Genomic DNA, 25,954 nt, shown 5'->3' on the forward strand with positions numbered 1-25,954 from the left:
CCCCGTTCCGGCACCACAGACCAGCGCCCTCGCCTCCCCCTACATGAAGTACGGCTTGTCGCCCTCGCTGCCGGGTTGGTGGATGCCAAGGTTCTCCCTCAGATGCAGTTCGGGCGAGACCAGGATCCGGGTGATGAGATCCCCCACGCTCCTGCGCGACACCACAGTGCCCAAGAAGGGCTGGCCCTTGGCGGTCAGCTCGTAATCCACTTCATCCTCATCGGTCAGCCAGGCCGGGCGCAAAATGGTGTAATCCAGCCCCGATGCCTCGATGGCGTCTGCGGCACGGCGGTAGGGTTTGAGCTCCTCGCCGATGATCCCGCGATTCCACTCGCCGAACTTGCCGGGCACCTCGTCGTAGATCCCAAGCGACAGCACGAAGACCAGGCGCTTCACTCCGGTGGCCTGCATGGCGGTGATGACCGCCTGGGCCTGCTTGTCCAGATTGTCGCCACTGAGGTTGGCGTAGACGATCTCTTGTCCTGCCATCGCCTCCTTGAGCAGCGGCTTGTCCAGCACGCTGCCGATCACCACCCTGGCGTTGGCCGGCTCACGGCCGCTCAACTTCGTTGGGTCGCGCAGCAGCAGGGTCTGGCGGATGTCGCCCTGCCCGGCGAGCCCCTTGACCACCCACCGGGCTATCTGGCCGCTGGCGCCGAGGATCAGTACGTTTCGCATATCGGTTTACCTTGTCGCTTGAATGGGTGGGGATGCCCCCACCGCGGGATCACAGGGTGCGCTGGAAGAAGGGCACCACGCTTGCCATGGCGATGGCCACCGGCTCGGCTTTGTCGTAGAGGTCGTAATGGGACCAACCTTCGGCCACGACAATGTGCTTGTCGGTGGAGGCGGCGCGGCCGTAGATCTCCCAACCATCCCGATAGGCGCCAAAGCCCCCCGCCTTGTCGCCGATGACCACCATCAGCGGCTGGGTCAGCAGCACCTCGGCATGGAGGAAGGCATCCCACCCCATGGCGGCGCCGGTGAAAGACATCAGCTGGCGGGTCGCGCCGTGAGGTTGCTGACCACGCGCCGTCTTGTAGTACTCGGTGGCCTCCAGCACGTCGATGTCGGTGATGCCTGCCGCGGTGGCCGCCGCCACGGACGCCGGCAGCAGATCGGCGGGTTCCGTAGCGTCACCTTGTGCCTGCGCCGTGCGCATCCGGGCGATGCCCTGGGCCAGCTCAAGAGGTTTGAACTGGGCGAAACCTTCGCGGATCAGGCGGCCATAGTTGACCCCTGTGATGGAGACCAGCGCCTTGAGGCGGTGATCCGTGATGCCCGCATGGATGGTGTAGGCGCCGCCGCCGCACACGCCGATGGCGCCGATGCGATCGCTGTCCACATAAGAGAGGGATTGCAGGTAGTCCACCGCGAAGCGGATGTCGGAGACCCGAATGGCCGGATCCTCGATAAAGCGCGGCTCACCGCCGCTGGCGCCCTGGAAGCTGGCGTCGGGCACCAGCACCACGAACCCCGCCGCGGCCAGCCCCTTGGCGTAGACATTGCCGGCGGTCTGCTCCTTACAGCTGCCGATGGGGTGGGTGCTGACGATGGCCGGGTAGCGCTTTTGCTCGTCGAAATCGGGCGGCAGGTAGAGGTCGGCCGCCGTCTGCCAGCCCAGGTTCTGATAGGTCAGGTTCAATACATGGCTCATGATGATGCTCCTCGATAAGCGAGAGGGGTCTCCCCCTCTCGCGGGCCGATTAGTTCAGGGTTCGCAGGAAGAAGGGGGCCAGCTTGGCGACGGCCTCGTCGACATAGCGGGGCACATCGTAGAGGGACATGTGGTTGGCCCCCTCCACCACATGCAGGGTCTTGTCTGTGCTCGCGGCGCGCGCCAGCAGGTCATCGCTCATCCACTTGCTGCCGGCCACACTTCCTGCCACCGCCAGAATGGGCTGGGTCAGGAAAGCCTCCGCCTTGTGATAGGCGTCGTAGGTGATGATCTGGTTCAGGTTGCGGGTCAGCGCAAAGCCCGGCGCGTTGGGGTGCTCGCAGCGCGGGGTGTGGTAGTACTCCCAGGCTTCGCGCAGCTCCTCGTTGGGGGCATCCTCTTCACGCAGGGGCGCCAAGGGGATGGTGGCGTAGGCGGTGCCGGTCGCATCTGCGGTGCGGGCCTGGGAGCCGAACGCCAGATAGCCGGTGGCATCGGCATCCTTGACGCTGTTGTCCCAGCCATTGCGGAACATCTGGCCGATGTTGACCGCGCTGACCATGCCGAGCGCCTTGATGCGGCGATCCTGGATGGCGGCATTGGCGCTGTAGCCGGCGCCGGCGCAGATGCCCATGGCCCCGATCCGGTTCTGATCGACATAGGGCAGCGTGGTCAGGTAGTCTACCACGGCGCTGACATCTTCGGTGCTGACGTGGGGATTCTCCAGCTGACGCGGCTCGCCCGAGCTCTCGCCCTGATAGGAGCGGTCAAAGGCGATGGCAACGAGGCCCTGCTCGGCCAGCTTGCTGGCGTACAGGCCCGCGGTCTGCTCCTTCACCCCGCCACCGGGGTGGGAAACCACGACCGCCGGGTACTGCTTGCGCTCATCGAAGTGCGGCGGGAAGTGAACGATGGCAGCCATGGTGATGCCTTGGCCGTTGCGATTGGGGAAGGTGACGTGGGACATGGTCGGGCTCTCCGTTAGGTTCAGGGGCGTCATGCTTGACGCGAGTTCGAGCTAATAGTAGTAAGTCTATTGAGCTAGATATACGCACCTATCAAGACATGACTGATTAGCCAGGCTAAACAAATGCCCATAGAACCTTCACTCGTCGCGTCACTGACGTGGTTTGCCCACATCGCCCGTCACCGCAGCTTCACCAAGGCCGCCACCGAGATGGGGGTGACCCGCGCCGCCCTCTCCCAGCACCTCAAGGGGCTGGAGCAGCAGCTGCAGGTGCGGCTGCTCAACCGCACTACCCGCGACATGTCGCTGACCGAGGAGGGGCAGCGCCTGCTGGATGTGCTGCAACCCTCCCTCACGGCCATCGAGCGGGTGGTGAGCGAGCTCAATGACTCCCACCTTGAGCCCTCGGGCCTTATTCGCATCAACAGTTCGCGCATCGCCGCCAGGCTGCTGCTCGAGCCGCACATGGGGGAGTTTCTGGCGCGCCATCCCAAGCTGCGGCTGGAGCTGGTGATGGCGGACGGGTTTTCCAACATCATCGCCGACGGGATGGATGCCGGTATTCGCCTGGGAGAGAGCCTGGATGAACACGTGGTGGCGGTGCCCATCACCCCGCCTTTGACCATGGCCATTGTCGGCTCACCCGACTATTTCAGGCAGCATGGCACGCCGCAGACCCCGGGCGACCTCACCCGGCACAACTGCCTGGCCTACCGCTTCACCTCCAGCAACACCATAGACCGCTGGTCGTTCACCTCCCCCGATGAGGAGCAGCACACCCAGATCGTCGATCCCAAGGGCAACGCCGTGTTCAACGACGACGACAGCATGCTGCAGGCGGCCCTGCAGGGGGTGGGGCTGGTCAAACACCTGGATCTGCGGGTGAGCCAGCACCTGAGTGACGGATCACTGGTGCGGGTGCTCTCCCCCTGGTGCCCCCCCTTCCCGGGGTTTTATCTCTATGTGCCGTCGCGGGCCCAGATGCCGGCCAAGATCCGGGCGCTGATGGATTTCCTGATCGAGAAGCGAGCGCAGCTGGCCTGATGTCACTGCGCCGGCCGTTGCCCGTCAGGCCAGCAAGTGCATGGGATTGCCGACGGTCTGGCGCCTCCAGCGCTTGCCGTAGGCGTACGGCAAGCCCTTCTCTTTCAAAAAGGGGTTGTAGCGTGGTGAGAACAAAGAGAATGCAAAGGCAATAGAGGCCACGGAAAGCGACTGAGGGAAACATGATCCCAAGGGAACTGCGTGGAAGATCAAGGGGGGGACGTTCGCGATGGGTTCCAGGATCACCTTGCGGTCGCACCTGATAGCTTGTGGCAGAGAATCGGAAATATGGGATGAAGACGCCAGACTCATCCACATCAAGTGGATGACCAAGAGCTCTGCAGAGGGGTATTAGCTGTAACTTATTGAATGGCAGAAACAAGTGGTGGCCCTACCAGCCACATCCCGGCACTCGAGTCCCCCGCCTTGGCTGCTACCTTCCGGTCCTGACCAGGTCGACGGGTTATCAATGCGAGAGGACCAATAGGACCACCGGCGAGGAGAATAGGCAAACTGGCCCCTCAATGCAACGGCTTTCTGCCCTCGCCCGTGCCGTTCGCCTTATTTTTCAACAATCTGGCCAAGGGTTCAGCTAAACAGCATAAATTTGGCCCCCACCAGCAGCATCAGCAGGGCGAACGCCTGCTTGAGCCGCTGGGGAGAGAGCCGGTGCGCCAGTTTGGCCCCCACCCGGGCAAACTGGGTACTGGTGAGCACTATGCCAAGCAGCGCCGGCAGATAGATATAACCCAGGCTCCACTCTGGCAGATCCGGGTTGCCCCAGCCGGCGTAGAGGTAGCTGAGGCTGCCCGCCAGGGCGATGGGCATGCTGCAGGCGGCGGAGGCCGCCACGGCGTTGCGCATCGGCACGCTGTTCCAGCTCAGATAAGGCACGGTCAGCGAGCCGCCACCGATGCCAAACAGTGCCGACATCCAGCCGATGAGGGTGCCGGCGATGCCGGTACCGAGCGCTCCCGGCAGATGACGCTCCGCCTTGGGCTTGAGGTTGAGCCCCATCTGCAGTGCCATGGTCCAGGCGAAGCAGCCGATGATGATGTTGAGGGTGCTGGCGCTGAGCAGATTGGCGGTCATGCCGCCGAGCCAGGCCCCGACCAGCATGCCGGCGCCGAGCCGGCGGATCATCACCCAGTCCACCGCCCCGGCCTCCTGGTGGGCGCGCAGGGAGCTGAAGCCGGTGAAGATCATGGTGGGCAGCGAGGTGCCGAGTGCCAGATGGGTAATGATGTCGGGGGCGACGCCCTGGGCATGAAAACTCAATACCAGCACGGGCACTATGATGAGACCGCCGCCGATGCCGAACAATCCCGCCAGCATGCCGGCGAATGCCCCCAGCAGCAGATAACCCATAAACAGCATAAAAATTCCTTCCGAGGCTCTGCCGCGCACCAAGTCGTGTGCAGCACATAAAAAAAGAGATGGCCCTTGGGCCATCTCTTTATTGTGCCGGTTAACTCAAGGGAATGGTACCGTCCATCACCTTGTAGAAGGCCAGCACGGCGCAACCGAGCAGGGCCGCCGTCATCCCCTGCTCCAGCCGGTTGAGGCCGCGCAGCCCATGGTGCTGGCGCGCCTTCCAGTAGATGAAGATGCCGGGGCTGTAGAGCAGCGCCACCAGCAGCAGGTACTCCACCCCGGCGGCATAGACCAGCCAGCAGCCGTAGACGGTCGCCACCAGCGCCAGGAAGAGGTCACGCTTGCGCTGATGAGGCTGGCCTGCGTAGGTCTCCCCTTTCAGCGCCAGCTTCAGCCCGTAGGCACCGGAGAAGACGTAGGGTACCAGCGCTGCCGAGGTGGCGATGTTGACCAGCGCCAGATAGGTGCTGCTCTGGAAATAGATGATGATGAGGAAGGTCTGTACCAGGCAGGTGGAGCACCAGAGCGACACCTGCGGCGAGCCGTTCTTGTTCTCCTTGGCGAACCAGCCGGGGAAGACGCCGGTCTTGCCCGCGATGTAGGGTACTTCCGCCGCCAGCACGGTCCAGCTCAGCAGGGCTCCCATCACAGAGATGACCAGGCCGATGTTGATGAGCCAGGCGCCCCAGGGGCCGACCACGGCTTCCAGGATCATGGCGGTGGAGGGGTTCTTGAGGGCCGCCAGTTGCGGCTGGTTCATGACCCCCAGCGAGAACAGGGTCACCATGACGTAGAGCGTCAGGGCCCCCAGCAGCGCCAGCACGGTGGCCCGGCCCACGTCCTTGCGATGGCGGGCACGGGCGGAGACCACCACGGCCCCCTCGATGCCGATGAAGACCCAGAGCGTCACCTTCATGGTGGACTTGACCTGATCCATCACGGAGCCCAGCTCAGGGGTACCCTGACCCCAGATATCCAGGGTGAAGGTCTCCATGTTGAAAGCGAGCAGGATGGCCACGCAGAAGACGATGAGGGGCACCATCTTGGCGATGGTGGTGACTATGTTCACCAGCGCCGCCACCTGAATGCCGCGCAGCACCAGGGCGTGCACCGACCAGATGAGGATGGAGGCGAGCGTGATGGCCACCGGCGTGTTGCCGTCACCGAAGATGACCTTGTCCGGCGTGTCGAAGAAGTAGCTCAGCGCACTGAACACCACGATGGCGTAGGAGACGTTGGCCAGCAGCTGACAGAGCCAGTAGCCCCAGGCGGCATTGAAGCCGATGAAATCGCCGAAACCGGCCTTGGCATAGCTGAAGATGCCGCCATCGAGATCCGGGCGACGCATGGAGAGGTTCTGATACACCAGAGCGAGGCAGATCATGCCGATACCTGTGATGGCCCATCCCAAAGCGACGGCCCCGGCACTGGCATGAGCGGCGATGTTTTGCGGCAGACTGAAGACCCCGGCACCGACCATGGAGCCGATCACCAGCGAGATGAGGGCGCCAAGCCCCAGTTTCTTGTCCATCTCAATCCTGTTTAATTAGGCGGCGGCAGAGCGTCCGTATTCATACTGCGCGCAATATGGGAGGGGCTAGAAATCCATACCCCGTGAAAAAGGCGGCAACTATATTGCATGACTATTCCGACCGCAATCCCTCGTACCGTCAATCATGCACCGCCTTGACCGCGCGCAATTTTACAGCACTGACCCCGGGGGCCTGTGAGCTGGTTCAAATTAAGAAAGACCCGTTGATATTTCACATTTTTCCATGACCTGAGCCCCCTTTTTGCGGATAAGACCTGCATGAGAATGCAGCTTGCAGCCGAGCTCGGCAAACCTGACTGCTGACAAACGTTTCAATAAAAATGCCCCTGCGCCGAGGGCCAGGGGCATCTGCAAAAGAGAGCCGGAATCTAGAGGCGCAAGCCGCCGTCCAGCTCGATCATCCGCCCCGACAGATAGTCATTGGCGAGAATAAAATGCACCGTCTGAGCCAGCTGCGCCGCCTGCCCGAGGGTACCTACCGGGATGGCCTGCTGCATGCGGGCCATGGCTTCGGGCTTCATCGCCGCCGTCATGTCGGTGGCAAACACCCCGGGGGCGATGCCCATCACCCGGATGCCGTGGCGGGCCAGCTCCTTCCCCCAGGTGACCACCAGCGAGGCCACCCCTGCCTTGCTGGCGGCATAGTTGCTCTGGCCCATGTTGCCGGCGCGGGCGATGGAGGAGATGTTGATGATGACGCCCCCCTCCCCGCCGGTGGCCATCAGCGCCGCCCCCTCACGCCCGCACAGGAAGGTGCCGGTGAGGTTGACGTCGATGACGCTCTGCCACTGGGCCAGGCTCATCTTCTCCGCAAGCAACCCCTCCTTCACCTTGATCAACATGCCGTCGCGCAGTATGCCGGCGCAGTTGACGAGGCCGTGCAGGGCACCGAACTGATCCTTGATGGCGGCGAAGGTCGCCTCGACCTCCGGCTCGCTCGCCACGTTGCAGACGAACAGGGCGCAGCGGCCGTCACGGCTGCGCACCTCCGCCTCGGTCACCTCCAGATCGGTGCGGTTGACGTCGATGAGCGCAAGCTGCGCCCCCTGCTCCGCCAGACTCAGGGCGATGGCGCGGCCCAGCCCCCTGCCCGCCCCCGTGATGGCGATGACTTTTTGTTTGATATCCATAAATGCTCCTGGTGAGATGGCCGGTGACTATCGAGTCAAAGACTATCGGGTAAAAAGGTAGATAGCGGCCCTTAACCCGGCTCTGTCTTGTCCAGATAGAGTTCGACGATGCTGGAAAAATCCCGGGCACCTTGCCCCTTGGTGGCGTGCAGGTTGAACAGGTTGCGCGCCAGCGCCCCCATGGGCACGGCGCTGTGGGCATGCTCGGCCAGGGCCATGGCCAATCCTAAGTCTTTGACCATCAACCGGGTCATGAAGCCCCCCTGATAGTTGCGCGACGCCGGCACGTTCTCCATCACCCCGGGCCAGGGGTTGTAGCGCTCCAGGCTCCAGTTGTTGCCCGAGCTCTTGCCCATGATAGTGGAGAGCACGGCCGGATCCAGCCCCTCCTTGACCCCGAGCGCCAGCGCCTCGGCGGTGCCCGCCATGTGGATGGCGAGCAGCATGTTGTTGCACATCTTGGCGATCTGGCCGGCGCCGAGCGCTCCGGCGTGAAACAGGTTCTGCCCCATGCAGGCGAGCACGGGTCTGGCCGCCTCAAAATCCGCCTGTTCGCCGCCGACGATGAAGGTGAGCGTGCCCGCCGCCGCGCCGGCCACCCCTCCCGACACCGGAGCATCGAGAAAACGGATGCCGCGCGCCTGCGCCGCCGCCCCCACCTGGCGGGCCGAGGCCACGTCTATGGTGGAGCAGTCGATGACCAGGGCGCCGAGCGGCAGGGCCGCCAGCAGATCCTGCCCGCCCCGCTCACCGGCGCTCTCGCCAAGCCAGAGGCTGCGCACATGCTCGCCCGCCGGCAGCATGCTGATCACCAGCTCGCAACCGCTCACCGCCTCGCGGGCATCGCCGGCGGCGATACAGCCGGCCTCGATGGCCCGGGTCAGGCTCTCGGCCACCAGATCAAACACCTGCACTGTGTGTCCCGCCCGGGCCAGGTTGGCGGCCATGGGGCCCCCCATGTTACCAAGCCCGATAAATCCAATCCTTGTCATGGTCTGTTCCTTGTGTGTTATCCCGCGTCAACGGGGGCGCAAAGGGTTGTCCCCCTCGGGCCAGCGATAGAAGGCATCCAGCCAGGCCTCGCCCCTCTGCGGGGCCTGCCAGCGGGGGGATTTGTCCTTGTCGATGAGCAGAGCCCGCACCCCTTCGACGAAGTCCCCTCTGAGCACGCAGTTGACCGAGAGGGTCAGCTCGTCGGCAAACACCTCGGCCAGCGACTGGCGCCGTGCCTGCCAGAACTGGCGCCAGAGAATGGCGCGGCTGATGGGGCTGCCGCTCTGGCAAGTCGCCCGTGCCTGGGCTAGCGCCGGTTCGTCCAGCTCGGCGCCCTCGAGGCGTGCCAACACCCTTTGCAGGGAGCGACCGGCCAACAGCGTATCGATGCGGGCCTGGTGGGGCAACAGCACGGGGGTCGGCAGCGTCTGGCCAAGGGATCGCTGCAAACCGGCCAGCAGCCCCTCGATCTGCTCGCTGGCATCGACAGCGCCGGACCAGTCGAGGGCGGCGAGGCGCGCCGGCAGCTCCGCCCGCTCGTGGCTCGCCATGGCGTGATCCGCCAGACCCAGACCGATGGCGTCCGCCCCGTTGAAGCGAGCCCCGGTGAGACCGAGCCAGAGCCCGAGCCGGCCCGGCATGCGGCTCAAAAACCAGCTGGCCCCCACATCGGGGTAGAGGCCTATGGTCACCTCCGGCATGGCAAACAGGCTCTTCTCGGTCACCACCCGAAAACCAGCCCCGGCAAAGAGGCCGATGCCGCCCCCCATGCAGATGCCGTCCGCCACGCAGATGAGAGGCTTGCTGTAGCAGTGGATGTGATGATCGAGCCGGTACTCCTGCTCAAAGAAGTCGCGAGCATAGCCAAACAGTGCAGACTCGCTCGCCTCCTGCTTGCGGTAATAAAAAGAGCGGATGTCGCCACCGGCGCAAAACGCCTTCTCGCCGGCCCCCTGCAGCAGCACGCAGACGATGGCCGGATCCCGCTCCCAGCGGGTCAACGCCCCTTGCAACAACTGGATCATCTCAAGGCTCAGGGCATTGAGGGAGGCGGGGCTGTCCAGGGTCAGCATCCCGATGTGGCGACCATCCTCCGTGGGGTGGGTTTCGATGCGCACAGGCTCACTCATGGCTGGCCTCCGCAGACCGGGTATCAGCCCCTGCGACACGGCGGGCCGCCATCATTACCTCGTTCATCCTTCACTCCCTTTTCAACGGCGTGGGTTGGTCATAGTGCCAGCGCGGGGCCCGCTTCTCGAGGAAGGCGGCCACCCCTTCGCGCTGGTTGGCATCGTCAAACAGGGTGAGAAAGAGGCTGCGCTCGAGCGGCAGCGCCGCGTCCCGATGGCCGCTGCGCCCCTGATTGATGAGGGTCTTGCAGGCGCGCAGGGCGCTCGGGCTCTGACGCTCCACCAGCTGGGCCATCTGGTGCGCCGCCTCCCAGGCGTGGCCCTCCTTCACCACCTCCTCCACCAGCCCCATCTCGTAGGCCAGGGTGGCGCTCACCTTCTCGCCGCAGAGGATCATCCGCTTGGCCCAGCCCGGTCCCACCAGTTCGGTGAGGCGCTGGGTGCCGCCGGCGCAGGGCAGCAAGCCTACCGAGGCCTCCGGCAGGCCCAGCTTGGCCTGCTGCTCGGCGATGCGGATGTCGCAGGCCAGCGCTACCTCCAGGCCCCCCCCCATGGCGTAGCCGTTGATGGCGGCGATGCTGACCCCGTGAAAGCGGGCCAGCGCCTCGAAGGCGCGGCCAAAGGCCTCGGCCACTTCGCGGGCGTGCTCCAGGTTGCCGTCGGCAAACATGTTGAGATCGGCGCCGGCGCAGAAGAACTTGTCCCCAGCGCCGCGGATCACCAGCGCCACCACGTCGGGGCGGCCGTCGAGCTCCACCATCATCTGCAAGAAGGCCTGCAGGCTGGCGAGCGTCCAGGTGTTGGCGGGAGGATGGTCGAGGGTGATGTAGGCCACGTGACCGTGATATTCGAGCCTGATCCTTGTCATTGCGTTGTCCTTGTCAAAAAACCTGCCCCATGATGACAGGGTTGAATGGAGCCGACCTGCGGCTGGCTCACAAAGCCTGACGACGAGTCACGCCAACCGCGTCGTCAGGGCGGGCTCCGAGCACGACGACCCCACCTCGCTACTCCAGCGCCAGACCGGGCTCGGCCAGCAGACGGCGGGCGATGATGAGCCGCATCACTTCATTCGTCCCCTCCAGAATGCGGTGGACCCGGGTATCGCGCAGGTAGCGCTCGAGCGGGTACTCGCGGATATAACCATAGCCGCCAAAGAGTTGCAGGGCGTCGTCGCAGATGCGGTGGCCCACATCGGTGGCAAAGCGCTTGGCCATGGCGCACCAGGCGCTCTTGTCCGGCGCCCCGGCATCGAGTCTCGCGGCCGCCTGACGTACCAGCAGCCGGGCGGCCGCGAGCTCGGTGGCCATGTCGGCCAGGCGAAACTGCACGCTCTGGAATTCGCTGATCGGGTGGCCAAATTGCTGGCGCTGCTGCACATGGGCCAGGGCATCGTCGAGGGCCTGCTGGGCGGTGCCGACCGAACAGGTGGCGATGTTGATGCGCCCGCCATCGAGCGCCTGCATGGCGAACTTGAACCCCTCGCCCTCCTGCCCCAGCCGGTAACGGGCGGGAATGCGCACGGCGCTGAAGTTCACCTCCCGGGTCGGCTGGCTGTTCCAGCCCATCTTCTCCTCCGCCTTGCCGTAACTCACGCCGAGGGTCTGGGCCGGTACCATGAAGGCGGAGATCCCCTTCGCCCCCTCGCCACCGGTGCGGGCCATCACCACCAGCACGTCAGTACTGCCGGCGCCCGAGATGAACACCTTGCTGCCGTCGATGACGTAATCCTCGCCATCGCGCACGGCACGGGTCTTGAGGGCCGCCGCATCGGAGCCGGCCCCCGGCTCGGTGAGGCAATAAGAACCCAGCAGCTCACCGCTGGCCAGCCTGGGTACCCACTCCTCAGCCACCTCGGCAGGCAACCAGCTGCCCAGCATCCAGCTCACCATGTTGTGGATGGTCAGATAGGCAGTGGTGGAGGTGCAGCCCATGGCGAGGCGCTCGAAGATGAGGCTGGCATCGAGCCTCGGCAGACCGAGGCCGCCGTACTGCTCCGGGGTGTAGAGGCCGCAAAAGCCGAGCGCCGCCGCCTGCTTGATGGTGGGGACGGGAAATTCATGCTCCTTGTCCCAGCGCGCGGCGTGGGGCTTGAGCGCCTCCTCGGCAAAGGCACTGGCAGCCTCCACATAGGCCTGCTGATCCGGGGTCAGGTTAAAATCCATCTTGTTTGCTTCCTTGTACTTGTTCGGTCGTTCCGTTGCTGTCAATGAGTGCGCCCGGACAACCCGGGCTGCATCCGCCGTCAGCGCAGCTGGATGGTCATGTTGGGGCCGGTCGGGATGTCTTCGTCGAACCAGCGTTCGGTCACCGTCTTGGTCTCGGTGTAAAAACGCACCGCCTGCTTGCCGTAGGCGTGCAGATCCCCGTAGAAGGAGCCACGCCAGCCGGTGAAGGAGAAAAACGGCAGCGGCACCGGGATGGGGACGTTGATCCCCACCTGGCCCACCGCCACCTCGTGACGGAACTTGCGGGCGGCGGCGCCGCAGCCGGTGAAGATGGAGGTGCCGTTGCCGTAGGGGTTGTCGTTGATGAGGGCGAGCGCCTCATCGAGGTTCGCCACCTCGAGGCAGGCCAGCACGGGCCCGAAGATCTCCTCCTGGTAGATGCGCATCTCGGGGGTCACGCCGCGAAACAGGGTCGGCCCCACCCAGTTGCCCACCGGGTAGCCGGGCACGTCGCAGAAGCGGCCGTCCAGCAGGCACTCGGCCCCCTCGGCGATCCCCGCCTCGATAAGCCCCTCCACCCTGACTTTCGCCTCCGGGCTGATGAGCGGGCCATAAGCCGCTTCAGGATCGTGCCAGACACCGGGCTTCACCTTGGCGAACTCGGCGGCGAGCTCGGGGATCCACTCCCGGGCAGTGCCCACGAACACCGCCACGCTGATGGCCATGCAGCGCTGACCGGCGGCGCCGACCCCGGCCCCCACCAGGTTGCTCAGCACCTGCGCCTTGTTGGCATCCGGCATGATCACCATGTGGTTCTTGGCACCGACAAAACACTGGGCCCGCTTGAGCTGGGAAGTGGCGCTGCGATAAACGTGGCCGCCGACCCGGGCCGAGCCGACGAAGCTGACCGCCTTGATGTCGGGATGGGCCAGCAGGGCATCCACCTGCTCGGCGCCGCCGTGCACCACCGACAGAATGCCCCGGGGGGCCCCCGCCTCGGCAAACAGCTCGGCCAGGCGCATGGGGGTGAGCGGATCCTGCTCGGAGGGCTTGAGCACGAAGCCGTTGCCGCAGGCCACCGCCAGCGGGAACATCCAGAGCGGGATCATGGCCGGAAAGTTGAAGGGGGTGATGCCAAGGCAGACCCCGAGCGGTTGCACCCAGGAGTGGCCGTCGACCCGGCGGGCCACGTTGCCCATGGTCTCCCCCAGGGTTTGGCTGGCGATGGCGCAGGCCTGCTCCACCACCTCGATGCCGCGCCACACATCCCCTTTGGCATCCGCCAGGTTCTTGCCGGTCTCCTGAGCCAGCAGGGCCGCCAGCTCGTCGTGATGCGTCTTCAACAGATGCTGGTAGTTGAACATCACCCGGGCCCGCTCGGAGGCCGGCACCTCTCGCCACAGAAGATAAGCGTCGTGGGCGGTGCGCACCGCCAGCTCAATTTCTGCCGAGGTGGCCTTTGGCACTCGCGCCAGCAGGCTCTGATCCGCCGGGTCGGTCACCTCGATCCACTGCTCGCTCGCGGAAGGGTACGCCTCCCCGCCGATGTGCAGCGGTACGTCACCGAACCGGGTCTGATGGTTGTTCATGGGCACTCTCTCCTTGCTGGCACATCATGGGCCGTTTGCGGGCGGGCCATGGGCACTCCTGTGACGGGGGACCATCACGACCGGGCAATCGCCCTTGCCGTCATGGCGCAACAAATTTACCTTAGACTAACAATCAATTTACGTTTACGCTAACGTAAACTTAAATCGCAAATGGACTGACCAGTTTGGCCCCCTGTTTCGGCTCGGCCGCCAGGCTGTCACCCCCTTCATATGAGGAGAGCAAGGATGCATGCAGTGATGGACGAGACCCTGTGCGCCCTGACCGAGCAGGTCGAGGCCTTCTGCCAGAAAGTGATCGCGCCGCGGGCCGGCGACATCGATCAGAGCAACGTCTTCCCCCGCGATCTCTGGCCCCGCATGGGTGAGCTGGGGCTGCACGGCATCACGGTGGCGGAGGAGTATGACGGGGTGAACCTCGGCTATCTGGCCCACGTGCTGGTGATGGAGCAGGTGAGCCGCGCCAGCGCCTCGGTCGGCCTCTCCTACGGCGCCCACTCCAACCTCTGCATCAACCAGATCCACCGCCACGGCACGGCGGAGCAGAAAGCGCGCTACCTGCCGCCGCTGGTGAGCGGCGAGCATGTGGGGGCGCTCGCCATGAGCGAGCCGGGCGCCGGCTCCGACGTGGTGAGCATGCGCCTCACCGCGGTGCGCGAGGGGGATCACTTCGTGCTGAACGGCAACAAGATGTGGATCACCAACGGACCCGATGCCGACACCTTCGTCATCTATGCCAAGACGGATCCCGCCGCTGGGCCCAAAGGGATTTCTGCCTTTATCGTCGAGGCGGGGACTCCCGGTTTCTCCACCGCCCAGAAGCTCGACAAGCTCGGCATGCGCGGCTCCAGCACCTGCGAGCTGGTGTTCGACAACTGCCGGGTGCCGCAGGAAAACCTGCTGGGCCCCCTGCACGGCGGGGTCAAGGTGTTGATGAGCGGTCTCGATTACGAGCGGGTAGTGCTGGCGGCCGGCCCGCTAGGCATCATGCAGGCCTGCATGGACGTGGTGCTGCCCTATGTGCGCGAGCGCAAGCAGTTCGGCCAGCCCATCGGTGAGTTCCAGCTGGTGCAGGGCAAGCTTGCCGACATGTATACCCGCCTCGCCAGCAGTCGGGCGCTGGTCTATTCGGTGGCGAGCGCCTGCGATCAGGGCCGCACCAGCCGCAAGGATTGCGCCGCCGCCATCCTGTTTGCCGCCGAAAATGCCACCCAGATGGCGCTCGATGCCATCCAGCTGCTTGGCGGCAACGGCTACATCAACGAATACCCCACCGGTCGATTGTTGCGGGACGCCAAGCTCTACGAGATAGGCGCCGGCACCTCGGAGATCCGCCGCTGGCTCATCGGCCGCGAGCTAATGGGAGAGAATGCATGAGCAGGCTCCACTCCCGTCTCGACACCGCCAGTCCCGACTACGAGGCCAATCGGGCCGCCATGCAGGCTCTGGTCGACGATCTCAATGCCCGCCTGGAGGCGATAGCCTTGGGCGGCGGCGCGGCCAACAACGCCCGCCATCAGGCCCGCGGCAAGCTGCTGCCCCGCGAGCGCATCAACCAGCTGCTGGACCCGGGCTCCCCCTTTCTCGAGCTCTCGGCGCTGGCCGGCTGGCAGGTCTATGACGAACCGGTGCCCGCTGCCAGCATCCTCACCGGCATCGGCAGGGTCTCGGGGCGCCTGTGCATGCTGGTGGTGAACGATGCCACCGTGAAGGGCGGCACCTACTACCCGCTCACGGTGAAAAAACACCTGCGCGCCCAGGCCATCGCCGAGCGACTGCGCCTCCCCTGCCTCTATCTGGTGGATTCCGGCGGCGCCTTTTTGCCGATGCAGGACGAGGTGTTCCCCGACCGGGATCACTTTGGCCGCATCTTCTACAACCAGGCCCGCATGTCGGCCCAGAACATCCCCCAGCTGGCGGTGGTGATGGGGCTCTGCACCGCCGGTGGCGCCTACGTGCCCGCCATGGCGGACGAGTCCATCATGGTCAGGGAGCAGGCCACCATCTTTCTGGCAGGCCCGCCGCTGGTCAAGGCGGCCACCGGCGAGGAGATCAGCGCCGAGGCCCTGGGCGGCGCCGAGGTACACTGCGCCCACTCCGGGGTGGCGGATCACATGGCCCGCGACGATGCCCACGCCCTGGCCATCGCCCGCACCCTGGTGACCCACCTGGGCAACGAGCCGGTAGAGACCAACCCCGGCTACGAGCCCCCCTGCTACCCCATCGAGGAGCTTTACGGCCTGGTGGGCACCAGTCTCAAGCGCCCCTATGACGCGCGGGAGCTGATCGCCCGGCTGGTGGATGGCTCTGACTTTGACGAATTCAAGGCGCTGTTCGGCACCACCCTGGTCACCGGCTTTGCCCGGATCTGCGGCATGCCGGTGGGGATCCTCGCCAACAATGGGGTACTGCACAGCGACAGCGCCCAGAAGGGGGCCCACTTCATCCAGCTCTGCAACCGGCGCGCCATCCCGCTGCTCTTTTTGCAGAACATCACCGGCTTTATGGTGGGCAGCTCGGCTGAGCGGGAGGGGATCGCCAAGCACGGCGCCAAGCTGGTCACCGCGGTGGCCTGCAGCCGGGTGCCCAAGATCACCCTGATCGTCGGCGGCAGCTTTGGTGCCGGCAACTACGGCATGTGCGGGCGCGCCTACGACCCCGATTTTCTGTTCAGCTGGCCCAACAGCCGTATCTCCGTCATGGGCGGCGAGCAGGCGGCCGGGGTACTGGTGCAGGTGCGCCGGGACAAGCTGGCCGCCGAGGGCAAGCCGTTGAGCGAGCAGGAGGCGGCCGCCATCCGCGCGCCGGTGATCGAGCAGTATGAGCGTCAGGGTCACCCCTATTACGCCAGCGCTCGCCTGTGGGATGACGGCGTCATCGACCCGGCCCAGAGTCGCACCGTGCTGGCGTTGGCGCTGGCGGCCTGTCAGGGGGCCGAGACAGGCCCGGAACAGTACGGCATCTTCCGGATGTAAGGAGTTCACATGTCCGATCCATTCAGTCACGACGTCCAGCCCGGTTTTCGGCTGGAGCGACACGGCCCGCTGGCCGAGCTGGTGCTGTCGCGCCCGGCCCGCCACAACGCCTTCGACGCCGACCTCATGCTGGGGCTGCTGGACTGCCTCGACGAGCTGGCCCACACCCACGGCCAGGCCCTCGCCGACCGCCCCCACGCCTTGCTGCTGCGCGCCGAAGGCAAGCATTTTTGCGCCGGCGCCGACCTCAACTGGATGCGCAACCAGGCCCACGCCGATTTCGAGCACAACCGGGAAGACGCCCGGGTGCTGGCCCGGCTGATGCAAACCCTGGACGAGCTTCCTTTCCCCACGGTGGCGCTGGTGCAGGGGGCCGCCTATGGCGGAGCGCTTGGCCTCGTCTGTGCCTGCGATCTGGTGCTGGCCGCCGATGACGCACGCTTCTGCCTCTCCGAGGTGAGCCTCGGGTTGGTGCCCGCGGTCATCAGCCCCTACGTGGTGCGCGCCATGGGAATGCGCCAGGCCCGTGCCCTGATGCTCTGTGCCGAACCATTCGATGCGGTCACTGCCTGCCGCCTCAACGTGGCGCACCGGCGCTGCCCGCCGGATCAGCTGCTGGCCGAAGGGCGCGCGCAGGCCCTGCGTCTGTGCCGCAACGGGCCGGAGGCGATGAAAGAGACCAAGCGGCTGCTGGCCGCCCTCGAGAGCCACAGCGCCAGCCTGCACGAAGAGAAAACCGTCGAGACCATCGCCCGGGTAAGGGTCGGTCTCGAAGCCCAGGAGGGGATGCAAGCCTTCTTCGACAAACGCTCCCCCAGCTGGCGTCCCCGTTTCAAGGATGAGACATGACTCAATGCCACCCCATCAAGCACCTGCTGATCGCCAGTTGTGGTCAATATAACTGGAGTGTGGATCAACACGCTTCGCACTTGTGCGCCTTGAACGACAGGGAGCCAGCATGATCCATTACACTCCAATTAAGCGCCTGCTGATCGCCAACCGCGGCGAAATCGCCGTGCGGATCATCAAGACCGCCCGGCGCCTCGGCATTCACACCATCGCCCTCTACTCGGACGCCGACGCCCACGCCATGCATGTGCGCGAAGCCGACGAAGCCTGGCATCTGGGGCCGGCTCCCGCCCGGGAGAGCTACCTTGATACCGGCAAGGTGCTGAAGATTGCCAAAGAGGCGAACGCCGACGCCATCCACCCGGGCTACGGTTTTCTCTCCGAGAACAGCGACTTTGCCGCCGCCTGCGAGCAGCGGGGCTTTCGCTTCATCGGCCCAAGTGGCGCCGCCATTCTCGCCATGGGCGACAAGTCCGGCGCCAAGGCGCTGATGCAGGCCGCCGGCGTGCCGGTGCTGCCCGGTTATCACGGCGCGGATCAGCACCTGGAGTTTTTGCGCGATCAGGCGAGCCTGGTGGGCTTTCCGCTCCTTATCAAGGCTGCCAGTGGCGGCGGTGGCAAGGGGATGCGCCGGGTCGATCAGCTGGTCGACTTTGACGACGCCCTGGCGGCGGTCAAGCGGGAGGCAAGCGCTGCCTTCGGTGACGACCATGTGCTGCTGGAGCGCTATCTCGCCCGCGCCCGCCACGTGGAGGTGCAGGTGTTTGCCGATACCCTCGGCAACGCCATCTATCTGGGGGATCGGGACTGCTCGTTGCAGCGGCGCCACCAGAAGGTGATCGAGGAGGCCCCCGCCCCCGACATTCCTCCGGCGCTGCGCCGTGCCATGGGCGAGGCGGCCGTCGCCGCCGCCCGCGCCATCAAGTATCGAGGAGCCGGCACCATCGAATTTCTGCTGTGCGGGGAGGAGTTCTTCTTCATGGAGATGAACACCCGGCTGCAGGTAGAGCACCCGGTCACCGAGGCCGTCACCGGCCAGGATCTGGTGGCCTGGCAGCTGGCAGTGGCCGAAGGCAAGCCGCTGCCGCTCACCCAGGATGAAGTGGTGCTGCGCGGCCACGCGGTGGAGGCGCGCCTCTACGCCGAGGACGTGGCCGCCGGTTTTCTGCCCGCCAGCGGCCCCATCCAGTGGCTCAGCTGGCCCAAGGGGGTACGCATCGATACCGGGGTCAGCGCCGGCGATGCGGTGAGCCCCTATTACGACCCCATGATCGCCAAGCTGATCGCCCATGCACCGAGCCGCAGCGAGGCCTTTGCCAGCCTGGCCGACGCGCTGGCGGCACTGGATCTCGGCCCCCTGGTACACAACGGTCCGCTCTTGCTGCGCCTGTGCGAAGAGCCAGAGGTGCTGGCGATGGGCCACCACACCCAGTGGCCCATTCCCACCGATACTCTGCCCGTTCCGGCGCTCGCCTGGCCGCTGGCCGCCCTCTGGCTCGCCAGTCGCCAGCGCGATGCCTCCCCCTGGCAGCAGGCAACAGGCTTTCGGCTCGGCCCCACCCGCAGCTTCAGCGCAGCGGTGCGCATCGACGAGGAGGCCCGGGTGTTGACCCTCACCGAGCGAACCGGCGCCTTGCTCTGGCAGGGCGAGCAGATCCCCTTCGAGCTTGGGCCGGATCACATACGCCTGCAGCAGGACGGCAACTGGCTGCGCTACCCGCTGCAGTCCCTCGGCGAGGGCGACTATCTGCTGCAACTGGCGGGCAGACGCATCCGCTTCTCGGCCGATGATCAGCATCATCAACTGCACCATGATCACCAGGTGGGCGGCGCCGCCGGCATCCTGGCCCCCATGCACGGCATCGTCGTGGCGCTGCAGGTCGAGGCCGGCCAACCGGTCAGCAAGGGGCAGCCCCTGCTGGTGCTGGAGGCCATGAAGATGGAGCACGTCCTCAAAGCCGACCGGGATGGGGTGATCGAGGCGCTGCAGTGTCGCCAGGGTGAACAGGTGAGCCAGGGCGCCGTGCTGGTGCGCTTTGCCGAAGAGCAGACCGAGCAGGAGGTGCGCTCATGAACCGAGCACAGGAGAACCGGGACGACAAGGTCAGCCTGGTGGAGATGGGGCCGCGGGACGGCCTGCAGAATGAGGCCGCGACCCTCTCGCTGGTGCAGCGGCTGGAGCTCATCGCCCGGCTGGCCGAGAGCGGGCTGCAGCGCATCGAGGTGGGCGCCTTCGTCTCCCCCAAAAAGGTGCCGCAGATGGCGGATTCCGCCGCACTGTTCAACGCCCTGCCGCGCAAGGTTGCAACCCGTTACGGCGCCCTGGTGCCCAATCTGCAGGGGCTGCAGGCCGCCATCGCCGCCCGCGCCGACGAGATAGGCCTCTTTACCGCCTGCTCGGACGGCTTTACCCGGGCCAACATCGGCATCAGCGTGGAGGAGTCGCTGGTGCGCTTCGCTCCCCTGGTGCAGGAGGCACGCAGCCTCGGCATCAAGGTGCGCGGCTACCTCTCCACCGTCATCGCCTGTCCGTTCGACGGCCCGACCAGGCCCAAGCGGGTCGCCGCCATGGCCGAGCGACTGCTGGATCTGGGCTGCCACGAGATATCCCTCGGCGACACCATAGGCGTCGGCACCCCGGGCACGGTGGCCCCCATGCTGGATGCGGTGCTGCACGAGATCCCGGCCGGCCGGCTGGCGGTCCATTTTCACGACACCTATGGCCAGGGGCTGGCCAACCTGCTGCCGGCGCTGGAGCGTGGCATCCGCACCATCGACAGCTCGGTGGCCGGACTCGGCGGCTGCCCCTATGCCCCCGGCGCCTCCGGCAACGTCGCCTCGGAGGAGGTGGTCTATCTGCTGCACGGCCTTGGCATGAGCACAGGTGTCGATCTCGACAAGCTGGCCGCCACCGGCCAGTGGGTGAGCGAGCAGCTCGGCCGCCCCAACGGCTCGCGAGTCGGCCGGGCCCTGCATGCCAACGCCGAGCGGCTGCGCACGCGGCTGTGCCAACCATCTCCGCACTCATCCCCGCACTAAGGAGCCCCGCCATGCCCAACACCCTCGCCCACGGACTCGCCGGCAAGGAGGTGACCTACAGCATCTCCGAGCTGGCTCACGAGTTTGACATCACCCCGCGCACCATCCGCTACTACGAGGACGAGGGGCTCATCACCCCGACCCGGGAGGGGCAGACCCGCATCTACAGCCACAAGGACAAGATCCGCCTGAAATTGACCCTGCGCGGCAAACGCCTCGGCTTCAGCCTGGCGGAGATCCGCGAGCTGTTCGACATGTATGACACCGACCGCTCCAGCAAGACCCAGCTCAACTCCATGATCCAGCTCATCGAAACCAAGCGCCACTCCCTGCGCCAGCAGCTGGAGGATATCCAGATGGTGATGGCCGAGCTGGAGGCGGCCGAGCAGCGCTGCGTAAATTCCCTTAACGGCTTGAAAACTGGCGCAGATTAACCGAATCTGGGGTTATTTACCCCCTTCCGGGAGCCCCGATGAAACGCTGGTGCTGGTTGTTGCTGCTGCTCTGCTGCGGGGCATGGGGCCACCCTGTGATCCGGGTCGGCGGCTACCCCTATGCCCCCTTTGTGATCAAGGATGCGAACGACGGCTATCACGGGCTGACCCTGGATCTTATCGCCCAGCTCAACGACATCCAGCGGGACGTGCGTTTCGTCTTCGTGCCCACCTCCGCCACTCACCGCTACCAGGCGCTGGCCCTCGGTCGTTTCTCCCTGATCCTGTTTGAAGACATCCATTGGGACTGGCATGCCGATGAGGTGCTGATGACCCGTCCGCTGCTGCTGGGTGGGGAGATCTATGTTGCGCTCAAGGCGCCGGGGCGGGATCAAACTTTCTTTGATCATCTGGAGCAACGCCAGCTGATCGGGGTCAGCGGCTATCACTACGGCATCGCCGACTTCGACGCGACACAGGGCAACATGAAGCGACGCTTCAACATCACCCTGGTCAAGGACAACGTCAGCGCCCTGCAGGGGCTGTTCAAGGGGCGCGGCGAGGTGGCCATCATCAACCTCTCCTACCTCAACCAGTTCGAGAAAGAACAGCCGGAACAGGCCGCACGCCTGCTGCGATCGGACAAATGGGATCAGCAATACGCGCTGCGAGCCCTGCTCAGCCCGGATGGCAGGGTCTCGGTGCAGCAGCTGGAGCTGTGGCTGGATGCGCTTGAAAAGAGCGGAAAACTGGCAAGCCTCTGGACAAGGTACGGCGTACAGAATCAAGTGGCGCCATGATAATGACCTGAAAGTTTGTTACCCTATGCGCATCAATTGGAGACCCTCATGCCCAAGCCCCTGCGTGCCCGCCTGCTGCGCTACGCTCTCTACTTCTGCGCCGCCCTGCTCTGTTCTCTGCTCATTCTGTTATGGCAAGCCCCCGCCCTCACCCAGCGCCACCTGCCGGCCTGGCTGGCCAAACACTACGGTCTGCACCTGACCCTGGGGGAGATTGACGTCGGCCTGCGCCACCCCTCCCTCGCCATCGGCCCCACCACCCTGTTTGATGACCAGCAGCAGCCCCTCGTCGCCTTCGATCGCCTGCAGCTCACCCCCCTGATAGGGGAAAGCTGGCGCCAGCGCGCCCTGATCCTCGATGAGGCACTGCTGGTCAAGCCGACGGTCAATCTGGTGCGACTGGCGGATCGCGGCCAAGACGTTCGCTTCAACCTGACCGAGGCGCTGGCCAGCCTGCTCGCGCCGGGTGACGCCGCGACCACCGACAGCAGCGCCCCCCTGCTGGTGCAGATCAACCGGCTGGCGGCCGAGCAGGGTCACATCACCTATCAGGACAGCCGCAAGCAGAGCAGCCCCGGCTGGGAGCCCACCCTGACCCTGAGCGGGCTCGACCTGCAACTGCCACGCTTTTCCACCGCCCCGGGCCGCGCCAACCCTTTTGTGCTAGGAGCCACCCTCAACGAGCAGAGTCCGCTCAAGGCGAGCGGCGAGCTCGACATCATGAGCGGCGCCGGCAAGGGCAAGATCAGCCTCGGCAAACTGGCGCTCGCCCCCTTCGCCCCGCTCTGGGCCCCCTATCTCGATATCAAGCTTGCCAGGGGCGAGGCCAACGCCGAGCTTGCCTACCAGATAGCCGAGGGCAAGCAGGGGCTAGGTTGGCAACTCACCAAGGGCAAGCTGACCCTCAATGACTGGCAACTCCAGCGCCGCAAGGGCGGCGAATTTGCCCGCTTCAAGCAGCTGGCGCTGACCGGCATCGCGCTCGACGGCAGCAAGCAGGCGCTGCAGATCGACCGGGTGACACTCCAGGCGCCGGCCGTCAGTGCCGTGCTCGATGCCAACCAGCAGCTGGATCTGGCGACCCTGCTGATCCCGCAGCCGCCGGTCAAAACCAGTAAAGCCGCCAAACCGGCCACCCCGGCCAAACCCTGGCGCTGGAGCCTCAAGCAGACCCGCATCGAGCAGGGCCAGCTCAAGCTGACCGAATCGAGCAGCGGCAAGCCGCTGCTGCGCGAGCTCTCCGCCCTGACGCTGACCCTGGGTCCGCTGGGCAGCCAGAGCGGACAGCGCAGCCCGCTCACCTTGAGCGGGGCACTCAACAACCAGGCGAAACTGGACTTTGACGGCGACCTCGCCCTGGCGCCCTTCAGCCTCAACGGCGAGATCAAGCAACAGGGTCTGCCGCTCAGCTGGGCCCAGCCCTACCTGCAAGATCTGCTACGCATCAGTGTGCGCGATGGCCAGCTTGCCAGCCGCACCAAGCTGGCCCTGGCCACCGATGCCAAGGGGGCATTGAGCAAGCTGGAGCTGAGCGGCGGGCTCGACATCGATCGGCTCAACGTGCTGGATCGGGCCGACAACCAGCGCCTGCTGCAAATTGAGCAACTACAACTAAGCGGCCTGCACTACGACGGCATCAGCCAGCAGGTGAAGATCGACGACATCCTGCTGCGCAAACCCTTCGCCCGCATCGAGATCAACGAGGACAGGGTCACCAACGTGCAGCAACTGCTGCTGCCGCAACCGGCCACGGCCAAGCCCGCCAGCAGCGGCCCGGCCCCCCGCGTCAGCATCGCCCAGGTGCGCACCGAGCAGGGCAACCTGCGCTTTGCCGATCGCAGCCTGAGCCCGGAATTCGTGGTGGACATCGCCTCCCTCAGCGGCCAGAGTCGCCACATCAGCAATATCCCGGGCCAGCGCTCCGAGCTGGCCTTCAACGGCAAGGTGGACCGCTATGCCCCGGTAACCATTCGCGGCGGCACCAACCTGCTGATCGAGCAGCCGGTGCTGGACGTGGCCGTCACCTTCAACAACCTGGAGCTCACCACCTTCACCCCCTACTCCAGCACCTACGCCGGTTACGCCATCGACAAGGGCCAGCTCTCCATGAAGCTCAACTACCAGTTGCACGGCAACCGGCTGGAGGGGGACAACGACATCACCATCAAGAAGCTGCAGCTGGGGGAAAAGGTCAAGAGCGAGCAAGCCAAGGATCTGCCGCTGGGGCTGGCGGTTGCCCTGCTGAGCGATGCCAACGGCGTCATCCAGATGAACCTGAAAGTGAAGGGCAATCTGGATCAGCCTGACTTCAGCCTCGGCAACATCTTCTGGGACGTGCTTGGCAACACCCTGCGCAAGGCGGTCACCTCCCCCTTCTCGCTGCTCGCCTCCCTGGCGGGTGGCAGCGAGGATCTGGACGAGCTGCCCTTCCTGCCCGGTGAGCCGGATCTCACTCCCACTCAGCAGGAGAAGCTGACCAAGCTGGCACAAGCCCTCAAGGACAGACCCAAGCTCAGCATGAACATTCGCGGCAAGGTCAACTTCAACGAGGAGCGCCCCATACTGCAGCGCCAGAAGCTCGAACGGGTGCTGGCCAAGATCACCGGCAACCCGGTGGATCTCGATCTGCTGGAGCAGGACCCCGCCATGCAATCGGCACTGGCAGAGGCCTATGAGGCGCGCTTCAACGAAGATCTCGGGGATCTGGCCGATCGGCTGAAGCTCGATGAGGCGAGTCCGGCCCTGCGCGCCCATGCGGTGCTCCTGCTGCGGGATCAGCAGCTCATCACCGCCAAGTCCCTGCGCAATCTGGCCATGCGCCGTGCCCAGAACACCAAGGAGTTTCTGGTGGACCGCCAGGGGATCGCGCCGGAGCGGCTGTTTGTGCTGGACAGCCAGGTCAGGGAGGCCGACAAGGAGGCCAAGGTGGTACTGACCCTGGACGATTGAGCCGGTGACATCAGCAGGATGAGGGGGATGCTATTCCCCCCCTCTTCTTTGGGATTGAGCCCTTCTTTCGAGGGCTGTTGCCGAGCACATGCCCGCGTTCCTTCTTTCCCCCTTCATCCGGCCAGCCCTCTCGGCTATCCAGCAACAATCTGCGTCACTGCATAAGGCCAACTGCAGAACCCAAGCTCGCGTTCAACACTTTATCACCCCCATCCTGACCCCTTGTTTCAGATATCCACCTCGTCAGCTCACTCGCCCGGCGCAATGCCCCTTGCTCAACCATGCCGAAGCCGCGGACAGGCAGTCAGGTCGTTTGTATTGAACCGGTCATTGACGCCTCTTGTCTGATGGCATATGAGCGTATTTTTTGGCCTCAGGTGTGCTCAGGTTTGGCGATGAAAATATGGTAGACAGCGCGGCTCAGCCCATCGCCTCGAGCTGTATGAAACTTTCAGAAATGTTCCGCTCAATACAATTTATCAACCTTGTCCGCACCATTCATTCACCAGCCATCTACCTGGATCGCACGAATGGTCAGCCGGGTAAAAAAATCCGTTATTTTTTTACTGTTTCGTCCCTTCCACCTCTTGCCCGACGCCTAGAGCCTGCCTAAAATCGCGCGTCTTTTATCAACCCCCACCTCTATTTTTGGAGAACGCCACGTGAGCGAAAAATTGGCCAACCCTGCCCCTCTGGGTCTGATGGGTTTCGGTATGACCACCATTCTGCTGAACATCCATAACGCAGGTTTCTTCCCCATCAGCGCCATGATCCTGGCCATGGGCCTGTGCTATGGCGGTCTGGCCCAGATCATCGCCGGTATCATGGAGTACAAGCGCGGCAACACCTTCGGTGTGACTGCCTTCATCTCCTACGGCACCTTCTGGTGGAGCCTGGTGTTCCTGCTGGTGATGCCGACCATGGGTCTGGCCGAAGCCACTCCGCACGCCTACATGGGCTGGTACCTGCTGATGTGGGGCATGTTCACCCTGTTCATGCTGATCGGGACCGTCAACTACCCGCGCGTGAAGCAGTTCGTGTTCGCCTCCCTGACCGTGCTGTTCTTCCTGCTGGCCGCCCGTGACTTCACCGGCAGCACCCTGATCGGCACCATCGCCGGTTTCGAAGGCATCATCTGCGGCGCCAGCGCCATCTACCTGGCCATGGCCACCGTGCTGAACGAGCAGTTCGGTCGCACCGTGCTGCCGATCGGCGATCACAAGAAAGCCGCCGCCGTTCAGCTCAAAGCCGCTGCCTAAACACCCGGCCGACACAGCTGTCACGAA

At 64.9% G+C, this 25,954-nt stretch carries 21 protein-coding genes and 1 other RNA gene; 10 read left to right on the top strand and 12 right to left on the bottom strand.

Annotated elements, in window-relative coordinates; all coding sequences use genetic code 11:
- Window positions 1–39: 39 nt before the first annotated feature.
- From G5134_RS17415 to G5134_RS17425, 3 genes are read right to left on the bottom strand one after another with little or no spacing between them, the layout of a single operon-like run.
- Entirely contained in the window at window positions 40–678 is a 639-nt protein-coding gene (locus tag G5134_RS17415) for an SDR family oxidoreductase (RefSeq protein ID WP_065018119.1), read from the bottom strand.
- A 49-nt stretch (window positions 679–727) separates the two neighbouring features.
- Window positions 728–1,657, bottom strand: coding sequence for an alpha/beta hydrolase (locus G5134_RS17420; protein WP_065018118.1), 930 nt, complete (start codon window positions 1,655–1,657; stop codon window positions 728–730).
- Window positions 1,658–1,706: 49 nt separating this feature from the next.
- Window positions 1,707–2,624, bottom strand: coding sequence for an alpha/beta hydrolase (locus tag G5134_RS17425; protein WP_421232095.1), 918 nt, complete (start codon window positions 2,622–2,624; stop codon window positions 1,707–1,709).
- 123 nt (window positions 2,625–2,747) lie between these two features.
- On the opposite strand from G5134_RS17425, the gene G5134_RS17430 reads away from it, so the two are divergent.
- Window positions 2,748–3,668: a LysR family transcriptional regulator gene (locus G5134_RS17430; RefSeq protein WP_065018116.1), complete on the top strand. Its 921-nt coding sequence runs from the start codon at window positions 2,748–2,750 to the stop codon at window positions 3,666–3,668.
- A gap of 389 nt (window positions 3,669–4,057) precedes the next feature.
- On the opposite strand, the gene ffs is transcribed toward G5134_RS17430, so the two are convergent.
- The 9 genes from ffs to G5134_RS17475 all read right to left on the bottom strand — a co-directional run bounded on the left by ffs (window position 4,058) and on the right by G5134_RS17475 (window position 13,604).
- An RNA gene (gene ffs / locus G5134_RS17435) (signal recognition particle sRNA small type) lies at window positions 4,058–4,154 on the bottom strand.
- Window positions 4,155–4,256: 102 nt separating this feature from the next.
- On the bottom strand, window positions 4,257–5,045 hold the full coding sequence (locus tag G5134_RS17440; RefSeq protein ID WP_017779682.1) for a sulfite exporter TauE/SafE family protein: 789 nt from the start codon (window positions 5,043–5,045) through the stop codon (window positions 4,257–4,259).
- A gap of 91 nt (window positions 5,046–5,136) precedes the next feature.
- Window positions 5,137–6,573, bottom strand: a complete 1,437-nt coding sequence (arcD, locus tag G5134_RS17445; protein WP_065018115.1) for an arginine-ornithine antiporter — start codon at window positions 6,571–6,573, stop codon at window positions 5,137–5,139.
- A 389-nt stretch (window positions 6,574–6,962) separates the two neighbouring features.
- On the bottom strand, window positions 6,963–7,724 hold the full coding sequence (locus G5134_RS17450) for an SDR family oxidoreductase (protein ID WP_065018114.1): 762 nt from the start codon (window positions 7,722–7,724) through the stop codon (window positions 6,963–6,965).
- A 71-nt stretch (window positions 7,725–7,795) separates the two neighbouring features.
- Window positions 7,796–8,716: a 3-hydroxyisobutyrate dehydrogenase gene (gene mmsB / locus G5134_RS17455; protein ID WP_065018113.1), complete on the bottom strand. Its 921-nt coding sequence runs from the start codon at window positions 8,714–8,716 to the stop codon at window positions 7,796–7,798.
- A gap of 27 nt (window positions 8,717–8,743) precedes the next feature.
- Window positions 8,744–9,847: an enoyl-CoA hydratase/isomerase family protein gene (locus G5134_RS17460; protein ID WP_065018112.1), complete on the bottom strand. Its 1,104-nt coding sequence runs from the start codon at window positions 9,845–9,847 to the stop codon at window positions 8,744–8,746.
- 70 nt (window positions 9,848–9,917) lie between these two features.
- A complete protein-coding gene (locus G5134_RS17465) occupies window positions 9,918–10,715 on the bottom strand; it encodes an enoyl-CoA hydratase (protein ID WP_005301473.1) in 798 nt (265 codons plus the stop codon).
- A gap of 139 nt (window positions 10,716–10,854) precedes the next feature.
- Entirely contained in the window at window positions 10,855–12,012 is a 1,158-nt protein-coding gene (locus tag G5134_RS17470; RefSeq protein WP_054544797.1) for an acyl-CoA dehydrogenase family protein, read from the bottom strand.
- A gap of 80 nt (window positions 12,013–12,092) precedes the next feature.
- Window positions 12,093–13,604, bottom strand: a complete 1,512-nt coding sequence (locus G5134_RS17475) for a CoA-acylating methylmalonate-semialdehyde dehydrogenase (RefSeq protein WP_065018111.1) — start codon at window positions 13,602–13,604, stop codon at window positions 12,093–12,095.
- A 246-nt stretch (window positions 13,605–13,850) separates the two neighbouring features.
- Here G5134_RS17475 and G5134_RS17480 point away from each other — a divergent pair, with 246 nt between their 5' ends.
- The 9 genes from G5134_RS17480 (at window position 13,851) to G5134_RS17520 (ending at window position 25,927) form a co-directional block, all read left to right on the top strand.
- Window positions 13,851–14,999, top strand: a complete 1,149-nt coding sequence (locus G5134_RS17480; protein ID WP_065018110.1) for an isovaleryl-CoA dehydrogenase — start codon at window positions 13,851–13,853, stop codon at window positions 14,997–14,999.
- Window positions 14,996–16,597, top strand: a complete 1,602-nt coding sequence (locus G5134_RS17485; RefSeq protein WP_065018109.1) for a carboxyl transferase domain-containing protein — start codon at window positions 14,996–14,998, stop codon at window positions 16,595–16,597. The genes G5134_RS17480 and G5134_RS17485 overlap by 4 nt, the downstream gene beginning before the upstream one ends.
- Before the next feature lie 9 nt (window positions 16,598–16,606).
- Window positions 16,607–17,446: an enoyl-CoA hydratase-related protein gene (locus G5134_RS17490; protein WP_065018108.1), complete on the top strand. Its 840-nt coding sequence runs from the start codon at window positions 16,607–16,609 to the stop codon at window positions 17,444–17,446.
- A gap of 109 nt (window positions 17,447–17,555) precedes the next feature.
- Window positions 17,556–19,520, top strand: coding sequence for an acetyl/propionyl/methylcrotonyl-CoA carboxylase subunit alpha (locus G5134_RS17495; protein ID WP_065018107.1), 1,965 nt, complete (start codon window positions 17,556–17,558; stop codon window positions 19,518–19,520).
- Window positions 19,517–20,485 (top strand): hydroxymethylglutaryl-CoA lyase, encoded by a 969-nt coding sequence (locus G5134_RS17500; RefSeq protein ID WP_017786943.1) that lies wholly within the window; start codon window positions 19,517–19,519, stop codon window positions 20,483–20,485. Before G5134_RS17495 ends, G5134_RS17500 begins: the two co-directional genes overlap by 4 nt.
- Before the next feature lie 11 nt (window positions 20,486–20,496).
- Window positions 20,497–20,919, top strand: coding sequence for a MerR family transcriptional regulator (locus tag G5134_RS17505; protein ID WP_005301493.1), 423 nt, complete (start codon window positions 20,497–20,499; stop codon window positions 20,917–20,919).
- 38 nt (window positions 20,920–20,957) lie between these two features.
- Entirely contained in the window at window positions 20,958–21,719 is a 762-nt protein-coding gene (locus tag G5134_RS17510; RefSeq protein ID WP_065018106.1) for a substrate-binding periplasmic protein, read from the top strand.
- Window positions 21,720–21,767: 48 nt separating this feature from the next.
- The gene (locus G5134_RS17515) at window positions 21,768–24,668 is read left to right on the top strand and encodes a DUF748 domain-containing protein (protein WP_065018131.1); all 2,901 of its coding nucleotides are present in this window, start codon (window positions 21,768–21,770) and stop codon (window positions 24,666–24,668) included.
- Between the two features lie 662 nt (window positions 24,669–25,330).
- A complete protein-coding gene (locus G5134_RS17520; RefSeq protein WP_010633807.1) occupies window positions 25,331–25,927 on the top strand; it encodes an acetate uptake transporter in 597 nt (198 codons plus the stop codon).
- The last annotated feature ends 27 nt before the right edge of the window (window positions 25,928–25,954 follow it).

Origin of the sequence: Aeromonas sp. 600276 (assembly GCF_049175815.1) — a bacterium.
GTDB classification, from domain to species: domain Bacteria; phylum Pseudomonadota; class Gammaproteobacteria; order Enterobacterales; family Aeromonadaceae; genus Aeromonas; species Aeromonas dhakensis.

Coding starts and splice junctions, on each gene's coding strand:
- G5134_RS17490 (WP_065018108.1), top strand. CDS start 16,607: ATGTCCGATCCATTCAGTCACGACGTCCAGCCCGGTTTTCGGCTGGAG.
- G5134_RS17465 (WP_005301473.1), bottom strand. CDS start 10,715: ATGACAAGGATCAGGCTCGAATATCACGGTCACGTGGCCTACATCACC.
- G5134_RS17500 (WP_017786943.1), top strand. CDS start 19,517: ATGAACCGAGCACAGGAGAACCGGGACGACAAGGTCAGCCTGGTGGAG.
- G5134_RS17425 (WP_421232095.1), bottom strand. CDS start 2,624: ATGTCCCACGTCACCTTCCCCAATCGCAACGGCCAAGGCATCACCATG.
- G5134_RS17440 (WP_017779682.1), bottom strand. CDS start 5,045: ATGCTGTTTATGGGTTATCTGCTGCTGGGGGCATTCGCCGGCATGCTG.
- G5134_RS17430 (WP_065018116.1), top strand. CDS start 2,748: ATGCCCATAGAACCTTCACTCGTCGCGTCACTGACGTGGTTTGCCCAC.
- G5134_RS17495 (WP_065018107.1), top strand. CDS start 17,556: ATGATCCATTACACTCCAATTAAGCGCCTGCTGATCGCCAACCGCGGC.
- G5134_RS17510 (WP_065018106.1), top strand. CDS start 20,958: ATGAAACGCTGGTGCTGGTTGTTGCTGCTGCTCTGCTGCGGGGCATGG.
- G5134_RS17515 (WP_065018131.1), top strand. CDS start 21,768: ATGCCCAAGCCCCTGCGTGCCCGCCTGCTGCGCTACGCTCTCTACTTC.
- G5134_RS17485 (WP_065018109.1), top strand. CDS start 14,996: ATGAGCAGGCTCCACTCCCGTCTCGACACCGCCAGTCCCGACTACGAG.
- G5134_RS17460 (WP_065018112.1), bottom strand. CDS start 9,847: ATGAGTGAGCCTGTGCGCATCGAAACCCACCCCACGGAGGATGGTCGC.
- G5134_RS17505 (WP_005301493.1), top strand. CDS start 20,497: ATGCCCAACACCCTCGCCCACGGACTCGCCGGCAAGGAGGTGACCTAC.
- G5134_RS17475 (WP_065018111.1), bottom strand. CDS start 13,604: ATGAACAACCATCAGACCCGGTTCGGTGACGTACCGCTGCACATCGGC.
- G5134_RS17450 (WP_065018114.1), bottom strand. CDS start 7,724: ATGGATATCAAACAAAAAGTCATCGCCATCACGGGGGCGGGCAGGGGG.
- G5134_RS17415 (WP_065018119.1), bottom strand. CDS start 678: ATGCGAAACGTACTGATCCTCGGCGCCAGCGGCCAGATAGCCCGGTGG.
- G5134_RS17420 (WP_065018118.1), bottom strand. CDS start 1,657: ATGAGCCATGTATTGAACCTGACCTATCAGAACCTGGGCTGGCAGACG.
- G5134_RS17470 (WP_054544797.1), bottom strand. CDS start 12,012: ATGGATTTTAACCTGACCCCGGATCAGCAGGCCTATGTGGAGGCTGCC.
- arcD (WP_065018115.1), bottom strand. CDS start 6,573: ATGGACAAGAAACTGGGGCTTGGCGCCCTCATCTCGCTGGTGATCGGC.
- G5134_RS17480 (WP_065018110.1), top strand. CDS start 13,851: ATGCATGCAGTGATGGACGAGACCCTGTGCGCCCTGACCGAGCAGGTC.
- mmsB (WP_065018113.1), bottom strand. CDS start 8,716: ATGACAAGGATTGGATTTATCGGGCTTGGTAACATGGGGGGCCCCATG.